This is a genomic window from Bacteroidales bacterium (genome assembly GCA_018334875.1).
Classification (GTDB): domain Bacteria; phylum Bacteroidota; class Bacteroidia; order Bacteroidales; family UBA12077; genus JAGXLC01.
The window spans coordinates 1-7914 of sequence record JAGXLC010000191.1 but is presented as its reverse complement, the minus strand read 5'-3'; the positions used below and the strand labels follow the sequence as shown (position 1 = coordinate 7914).

Below are 7914 nucleotides of genomic sequence, written 5' to 3'. Positions count from 1 at the left end.
AGAAAAGGAGATCATCTGTTATGTAGTTTAAATCCAGAGAGATATACAGATGGTTCAATGCCTCCATTAAACTACTGTATGAAAGATTGGTAAAATGAGCCTGATCTTTTGAGGATGTTCTTGAAGTTCCCTCAGCAATGTTGGCTGCTATTGATACGGAAGCTCTGCGAATTTGATTTGTAAGACCAAATTTTTCATCAGTAGGAAAGGATTTGGTAAGTTCATAGATTTCAGAAATAAATTTCCTGGCTTCTTGCCATACATTCAGTTTTTCAAAGCTGAAGAGATAATCTGTGTTTTTCATTGAAGAGTTTAATGGTTTAACAGTTTAATGGTTTAACAGTTTAACAGTTTAAAGGTTTAAAAGTTTATTAGAGCCAATGAATTGATATTCTTCAACTTTTTTTTAATACCGGTTTTAACTGATACCACCTACCGGTAAAAATTGATACCACCTATTTTTTCTGGATAAAAACGGTAATCTTTCGCCACTTGAAAGATTACAACCATGATTTCAACATTTATCTGTCAACATTGCGGCTGTTCTTGCCAGCGTAATCCCCGAGTAAAGAACCAGAAGTATTGTTCTTCCAGAGTCTGTCAAAATGCTCGACGAAATTTAACCAATAAAGCAAAGATACAGAAAAGCTCAGGGAATGGCTTATTAAGACAAGCCCGTAATAAACGCTGGCGGGATGCATTTCCCGCGCACGAGTATCAAAAAATATACCGGGAGAATCACCCGGATTATGTTCAACGCAATCGTGATTTGCAAAAAGAACGGAACAAAAAGCGTCAAAGATGTCCGCCGCCAATGATTGTAAAGACGTACGCGTTATCTCCACAGCCTCTGCAGTACGGGGTGTACACGAGTTTTGAGATAAAAAACGAAAAGATTGTAAAGACGTACGCGTTAAAAGCTAAAATGCAGGCTCAGTCTAACCTGGAGCCAATTAACCCCCCAAATTCAAGTTGATTGTAAAGACGTACGCGTTCGTTTAAAAAAGAAGAGTCACTTAAATTTACCCAAGAAAAAAAACAGAACCAGTGAGTCCCAGAATCGAAGAGATACCCTTAGCTGAATTTGACCTGTCCCTGTCCGGGATGCGTATTATGAACCCGGCCCGGATCCATCAGGTTGAGAAGTCGATGCGGCTGCATGGTCAGCTGCAACCGGTTGTTGCCCGGATACATGAAAATAGTTACCAAATTATAGATGGCTTTAAAAGGTACTACACAGCAACGGACATGATGATGGAGACCCTTCAGTGCCTTGTTTTGGAGATCGATTTGTCCCAGGCCAAGGTGTTGCTTATGAACTATAATCGTTCGCACCAGTCGATGGAAGCCTGGGAGGAGGCAATGGTGTTACAGGACCTTCACAAGACCCACTCCCTGGACCAGCACAGCCTTGCAAGATTGACCGGACACAGCCGCTCATGGGTGAGCCGCCGCTTGTCGCTGATTGATAAAACAGACGAAAAAGTCTCCTCAGAGATCATGATGGGCACGCTTACCTCGAGCCATGCGCGTGCGCTGATAAAGTTGCCGCGCGGCAATCAGGCAGAGATAGCCCGTGTGATCATTAACTGCGGACTTAGTAGCCGCCAGAGCGATACACTGGTTGATGCTTTTCTGAAGGCTGAGGATGAAGACAAGAGGCGCCATATTCTTAACTACCCGGAGCAAATACTTTGGAATGATCCGGCGGACTCAGAAGAAGAGCCCTATGATGCACGGCTGTCCTTATTTGGAAATAAACTGATGCAATCGACAGTCAATGCCATTGTGGGGCTTCAGGATCTGCTGTCAAGGTTGGACGATCACCCTATAGTCATGTTTAATGAAACCGAGAAAGTGATTATCACCCCTTTCCTTAGAAAAGTATCAGGCTATGCAGAGAAACTATCAGAGGTCACCAGTGAATTACAAATCCATAAATCAAAGCAGGAAAAATGAAAGATGAACAATTAGAGAACACGATCATTACACTTCACGTTCAGAAGAAATGGTCGATTCGCAGGATCTCCCGTGAGTTGCATATATCCCGCAAGCGCATCCGCAGGATACTGGTATCAAACTCGGTTTTACGTGATACCACCCCGGAGGATGAGATCACCCTTAAAAAAAGACGCCCGGGCAAGCTGGATCCATACAAGGAATTTATTGGAGAACTGTTGGAAAAATACAGTAATATTACCGGACAGCGGGTATACGAGCTCCTGAAAGAAAAGGAGTTTGACGGGGAGATCACCATCGTTCGTGACTACCTGAAAAGCATCCGTGGGGCGGGGTCAAAAACGCCGGTGCGAATGGTAGAAACAGACCCGGGCCAGCGTGCCGCTCATGACTGGAGTACTTATAATATCCCGTTTACTTCAACCGGCAAGACAGAAAAGGTAACTTTTTTCAGCTACATCCTTTCTTTCTCCCGCCGTCAATACATTAATCCGGTAGATGACATGAAGCAGCAAACCCTTTTTCGTGAGCTTATAGCTGCATTTATCTATATGGACGGTGTACCACATGAGATCAAGACAGATAATCAGAAAGTGTGTGTGGTTCGCTGGGAGATGGGCCGACCGGTCTTCAATAGAAAATACCTTGAATTTGCCACCTGGTACCGGTTCCGTCCCATAACGATCACACCGCGTCGTCCACAAGAGAACCTGAAGGTGGAGCGTCCATTCTGGTATTTTGAACGGAGCTTTTTAAACGGCCGTACGTTTAAGGACAGGGATGACCTGAAAGAACAGCTTCGAAAATGGCTCACCCAGGTCAATGATGTCCGCAAGCATGGCACGACAAAGAGAAGGCCTATTGATATGTACATCGAGGAACATCCCTTTTTGCAGCCCCTTCCGGCAAATCATTTTGATACTTCTCTTGTAATCCATAAAGTGGTAAACCAGGAATCGTGCATCTACTGGAAAGGCTACCAGTATGTAGTACCCGAGAAGTACATGTTTGAATTATGCCCTATACGTATTACCGAGAGCCATATGGTTATTTATTCTCCTGCGGGTGAACAGATCGTCTGCTACCGACTGGCCGAAAAGGGCCGCAAGGAGCGTTATGTGGGGGTTCATGAGAAACCCAGCAAGAAACCGGAGCTGGTGATCGCCGATGTGATCTGTCGCCTTGAAAGCTTCTCCCCTGAAATGAGTGAATATATTGATGCGGTCAAACGGCATAAGCCCAACTCCTGGGGACATCACCTCAGATGCCTGCTGGCCCTGAAGGTGAATTACCGGGTGGAAGACATTCTGGTGGCAGTACGCCGGGCCTGGCAATATAAAGTCTTTGAATCAGGTGCTATTGAAAGGTTCCTGGAAAACAACTCCGAACCGCGCTACAGCATCAAGTTATCCTTTAAACCCAAAAACAATAACGGTTATGAGAGGCAGGAATAAGAATCATACACAGCACAGGCAGGAGCAGTTCACCGAAAACTGCCGGTACCTGGGACTGAAGCTCCTGGCAGAAGAATATCAGCAAATGGTTGATAAGGCCAATGAGCATGATGCCGGATATTATGAGTTCATCAGCGAGATCGTGCAGGCCGAGGCTGCAGCCAAGTGGCAGAGACGTATTGAATACCTGATTAAAAACAGCAGGCTTCCTCAGCCACCGAAGATGCTGGCTGACTTCGATTTTGACTTCCAGCCCAAGCTGGATCGCAGGCTGATCATGGACCTGGCATCTCTGGAGTTCATTGAGCGAAACGATTCAATCCTTTTCATTGGAAAAACAAACGGTGTGGGTAAAAGTCATTTAGCTCAAAGTCTGGCGCTTATGGCCTGTCAGAGTGGGTACAAGACCTATTACACCACCTGCAGCGAGTTGATAAGTGACCTGAATGCCGGAGTATATGAAAAGACCCTGGACAAGAGGATGAGAAAATACACGAATCCGGAGTTATTGCTGATCGACGAAATGGGCCATGACCGCCTGGAGTTACAAGTTGTTAAGGAGGCTCACCTGCTCTTCAAGGTGATTGATCAGCGCTATAACGATAATAAATCCCTGATATTTACTACTAACGTCGAGGAAACGGACTGGCCGGAGTTCCTTGGGGATCCTATCACTACGAGTGCAATATTAGACCGTATCTTCCACCACTCAGTCATCGTAAAGATAGATGGCCCAAGCTACCGGAAGTACCAGAGTGAATTACTTCAGAAAGAATATGCTGAGAAGAACCAGGATAAAACGGAAACAGTGTAATACAAGTCGGCCAACCAGGAAAGAAGAAAAGGTGTTGACAAAAGTTAGCGCCTTTTTTTATATCCCGGTTTGGCTTATAATCATCGTAACAAAGGGTATATTGTCTTAGTAATCAGCAGTACAGTTTGTTCAAAAATAGTTGCTTGTTTTAAATTGGAAATCGAACATCAAAATCTTCACCGGAATAATGAAAATACCGACGTTCTAAAACTTTTAACAAATCAATAACTCAAGGGTATGGTATCAAAATGTTCAATCTGATGGTAACCTTCTAAATCCTTATTAAAATCGTGGCCTCGTTGCCTTAAAATAATTTACCTGTTTACTTAATCCGATAACTATCAGTTAATTTAATCAATCCAGTTTTCAATTTTAATATGTTTCAGGCGTTTAAATTCATTGACATTTCTTGTTACCATAATCATATTATTAGAAATTGCCGTTGCACCGATTAGTAAATCAAAATCACTGATCATATTTCCTTTTGAACGGAGTCTGGCCTTTTCTTTCCCAAATATATGGATTGCGTTAAAAATAGGCAAGATCACAATTTGATCTGTGAATTTTTCAATTGTTTGAAGGTTTTTCTCAATGGAGTCACTATTCTCTGCACCATATATTAATTCAGCGTAGGTAATTTCCGAAATTGCACAGTTTTGTATTCCAGCCTGCCTAATTTTCTTGTTTAGTTGAAATTTTCCTTTAAGAAAATAAATGCAAATATTCGTATCGAGTAAATACTTCATGAGTCCGGTATAAAAAGCTAGATTTTGACTGATAAGGCGCTAAGCGGCTTTAGTAGATTACTGAAATTCAATAGATAATTTTTATACAATTAGCTAAGTATAGCCGCTGAGCGCCTTTTTAGACTAGACTCCTTCATTAAAATGATTCTTTCTCTTCTTTATTCACTCTGGAGGATTTAATATCAGCAATAATTTCATCGGCTTCTCTTGAATCTTTCCAGGCACCGTAAATTTCATCTAGTCCTGTTAAATCATTTTTAGTTGTTTTGAGAGATTTAGTTAATTTTTTGATTAGATTCTTTTTAGAGGTATCATCTAAATTTTTTAGAATGCCAAAATATTTTTCCAACGTGGTATTATTTAAGCTGAGATTTCCCATAGTATTCGCCTCCTTTTTATAAGTGCTTATATATAACGCAAAAATGATATAGATGTTGCATTCTTAATATAGTTAAAATGAGACTGTGGTTTAGATTTCAGAAATAAATTTCCTGGCTTCTTGCCAGACATTAAGTTTTTCAAAGCTGAAGAGATAATCTGTGTTTTTCATTGTCTTGTCTTTCTTGGTTTTTGAAAATAGTTTAACAGGTTAACAGGTTAACAGTTTAAGAGTTTAACAGTTTGCGAGAGCCACTGAATTGATATTTTTTAATTCTTCAACTTTTCAACTCCTCAACTCTTCAACTTTTCAACTCCTTAACTCCTCAACTTTTAAACTTTTCAACTCTTCAGCTCTTCAACTTTTTTACCATATACCGTTTAGCCACATTCTTAATGTTCTGCATGATAAGCTCCTTCTCCGTAGTCCTACTACGAAGGAGAAACTCTTTCAGCCATCCCCATCCCGGCTCAAACCAGCGCTGGGGGTGGGTATTCAGCATGATTTTATCCGGGAGGCGGTTTTCCCGTGCAAGCTCCATGATATGCGAAGTACTTTTTACGGAAATACTGAATCCCGAGGCTACCTTATCGCGTACGCTGGCCCCTGCGTTGTTCCATCGCCTGCAGGTATCGGTCAGGTAGAACACCTCGTTGTAATCGATGTCGAAATAGGGTTCGCCCAGGATGCCATAAGCCCGGTAATTGTATTCTTGACCGGTCCCCTGAGGGTTTTCCCATAGCATTTTGCTGTCCCATTTGCTTGAAGGATTGCCATGTCCCGCCAAAACAGGCGGGATTCATTCGGTTTGTTTATTTTACTGCACTTCAATTGTAAAATAAAAACCTCATTGAACACACATATAGTTTCGACTGGGTACAGCTTTCTTAACCGCTTCAACTGCGCTTCAAAATCAGCGTCAATCAGCGGAACTATATTTTTCATTTGTTCTGTTTGCAAACAGGTTATATATCTATATCAAATGCGTAGTGCTGATAGTTGATTAGATTCCTTTGCTCCTGATTGTCTTTCCATGCTTTATATTGATGGCTCAATTCAACGATTTCTTTGGAGGAAACCGAACGAAACTGTTTGATAATGCTGTTAAGAACTTTTTTTTCGGTATCCTCAAACATCTTTTCATTATATATTTCACTCCCATTGATTATTTCGGCATAATTACCTTCAGACATTACCATTTCCTCAACATATACCTTACCTTCCTCAGCTAATTTTATATAAAGCTTATCATATTCAGCAGGAACTGGCCCTAGAGGAATTGCACGGTATGTAAGTCCCGTAATGGAAAATCCTGTTTTGCTATAATGCAAAAAATCTGAGAAAAACAGAAGCTTGTTCAGTTTGGTTTTAAAGCTTTTCATTTGACTGGAGAAAAAAGTGATCATACACGCAATTTTATCAAACTGCGGTTCTTTATATCCGGAGTATTCATTTGGTTGTGTATATAAAAACTGGTTTTCAAGAAGTTTGCTCCATGTGGTGGTTTTTTCTTCATTGATGAGTTTGTTTATTGTTTTATCGAGTTTCGCTTTTTCTGTTTCACTGAGAAGATGAGTGCTTGCTTCCACCTGTTGTTTAAAATCTTCTGCATGTTTTATAGCCAGAATTAATCGGCCGTTGGCAACAGAAGGAATTTCACCGGCCTCATAGTTTCGATAACTGTTTTCTCCAAACCCCAGTATTTTGGACATTTTTCTTGCAGAAAGATTATATTTTTCTCTTATTTTTTTGATTTCATCAGGGAAGGGTATGCCATGTTTTTCCCTGTATTGATTATGTACCTGTATTATATTGACCTGACCCAGGTCATCAGGTGTAAAACGCTCTCCGGTATCTTCACAAAGATAGTAATGATACATTATTTCAAATTTCTCTTTGCGAAAGGATAATGTTCCGGATTCTTTATGTATTACCATTGGTTTACCGGTAATCGGGCTTTTCATTTTTCCCCTTTTTTAAATGGATATTGTAGCGGATATTCAGCTATATGAAAAGATATACATATTACGTGTCGATTTGAATGACCAAGGGTAACCTTTATATATACTTCCTTATTTTTAACCATTTTACCGAACACCCACATATCGGCCATTCCATATAGTTCTTCTTCAACAGGACCCTCAACATAATCTTTCAATTCAATCGACTCAACAATCTTTTTTCGTTGAGCAGGAGTTATTTCAAGGTCAAGTAATGTTTGTGTATTCTTTTTTCGCCTATCCAGAAAGATGATGTCAAATATTTCAAGTTAATACACCGGCATTTTCTTTTCGCTGAAGCTCATCAATAAAAAAAAATCCGGTCATTTCCGGATTCCAGATTAATTTTTTTGAAGCAGAACTTCCTGAGATGAAAAATATTTATAATCCTTTTCATAATCCAAATTGAAAAAGAGCTTTCAAAATTATCGGGTTAATTACAAAGGTAATAATTTTAAATTATTTAGCTGGTTGTATTTTTTACTCATCTTATTGGGAAAGAAGTTCATTTACTTCAGGCCCTTTTCCGTCATATACCAATATTTTGTTTGATTCGATGCTT

Annotated in this window: 9 protein-coding genes; 3 read left to right on the top strand and 6 right to left on the bottom strand. The window is 40.4% G+C overall.

Annotation, left to right across the window (positions count from 1 at the left end):
* Window positions 1-304 (bottom strand): four helix bundle protein (locus tag KGY70_13855; GenBank protein ID MBS3776274.1); only part of this gene is annotated, 304 nt, incomplete at its 3' end.
* A 743-nt stretch (window positions 305-1047) separates the two neighbouring features.
* On the opposite strand from KGY70_13855, the gene KGY70_13850 reads away from it, so the two are divergent.
* From KGY70_13850 to istB, 3 genes are read left to right on the top strand one after another with little or no spacing between them, the layout of a single operon-like run.
* Window positions 1048-1959, top strand: coding sequence for a ParB/RepB/Spo0J family partition protein (locus KGY70_13850; GenBank protein MBS3776273.1), 912 nt, complete (start codon window positions 1048-1050; stop codon window positions 1957-1959).
* Complete coding sequence (istA, locus tag KGY70_13845; GenBank protein ID MBS3776272.1) at window positions 1956-3413, top strand: IS21 family transposase; 1458 nt, start codon at window positions 1956-1958, stop codon at window positions 3411-3413. The genes KGY70_13850 and istA overlap by 4 nt, the downstream gene beginning before the upstream one ends.
* The gene (istB, locus tag KGY70_13840; GenBank protein ID MBS3776271.1) at window positions 3397-4227 is read left to right on the top strand and encodes an IS21-like element helper ATPase IstB; all 831 of its coding nucleotides are present in this window, start codon (window positions 3397-3399) and stop codon (window positions 4225-4227) included. The genes istA and istB overlap by 17 nt, the downstream gene beginning before the upstream one ends.
* A gap of 350 nt (window positions 4228-4577) precedes the next feature.
* Here istB and KGY70_13835 read toward each other — a convergent pair whose 3' ends face one another.
* The 5 genes from KGY70_13835 to KGY70_13815 form a co-directional block, all read right to left on the bottom strand.
* A complete protein-coding gene (locus KGY70_13835) occupies window positions 4578-4973 on the bottom strand; it encodes a type II toxin-antitoxin system VapC family toxin (protein ID MBS3776270.1) in 396 nt (131 codons plus the stop codon).
* Window positions 4974-5109: 136 nt separating this feature from the next.
* Window positions 5110-5352, bottom strand: a complete 243-nt coding sequence (locus KGY70_13830; GenBank protein ID MBS3776269.1) for a hypothetical protein — start codon at window positions 5350-5352, stop codon at window positions 5110-5112.
* Window positions 5353-5701: 349 nt separating this feature from the next.
* On the bottom strand, window positions 5702-6097 hold the full coding sequence (locus KGY70_13825; GenBank protein MBS3776268.1) for a hypothetical protein: 396 nt from the start codon (window positions 6095-6097) through the stop codon (window positions 5702-5704).
* 220 nt (window positions 6098-6317) lie between these two features.
* The gene (locus tag KGY70_13820) at window positions 6318-7316 is read right to left on the bottom strand and encodes a DUF4065 domain-containing protein (GenBank protein ID MBS3776267.1); all 999 of its coding nucleotides are present in this window, start codon (window positions 7314-7316) and stop codon (window positions 6318-6320) included.
* Window positions 7313-7615 (bottom strand): type II toxin-antitoxin system MqsR family toxin, encoded by a 303-nt coding sequence (locus tag KGY70_13815; protein MBS3776266.1) that lies wholly within the window; start codon window positions 7613-7615, stop codon window positions 7313-7315. Before KGY70_13815 ends, KGY70_13820 begins: the two co-directional genes overlap by 4 nt.
* Window positions 7616-7914 lie beyond the last annotated feature (299 nt).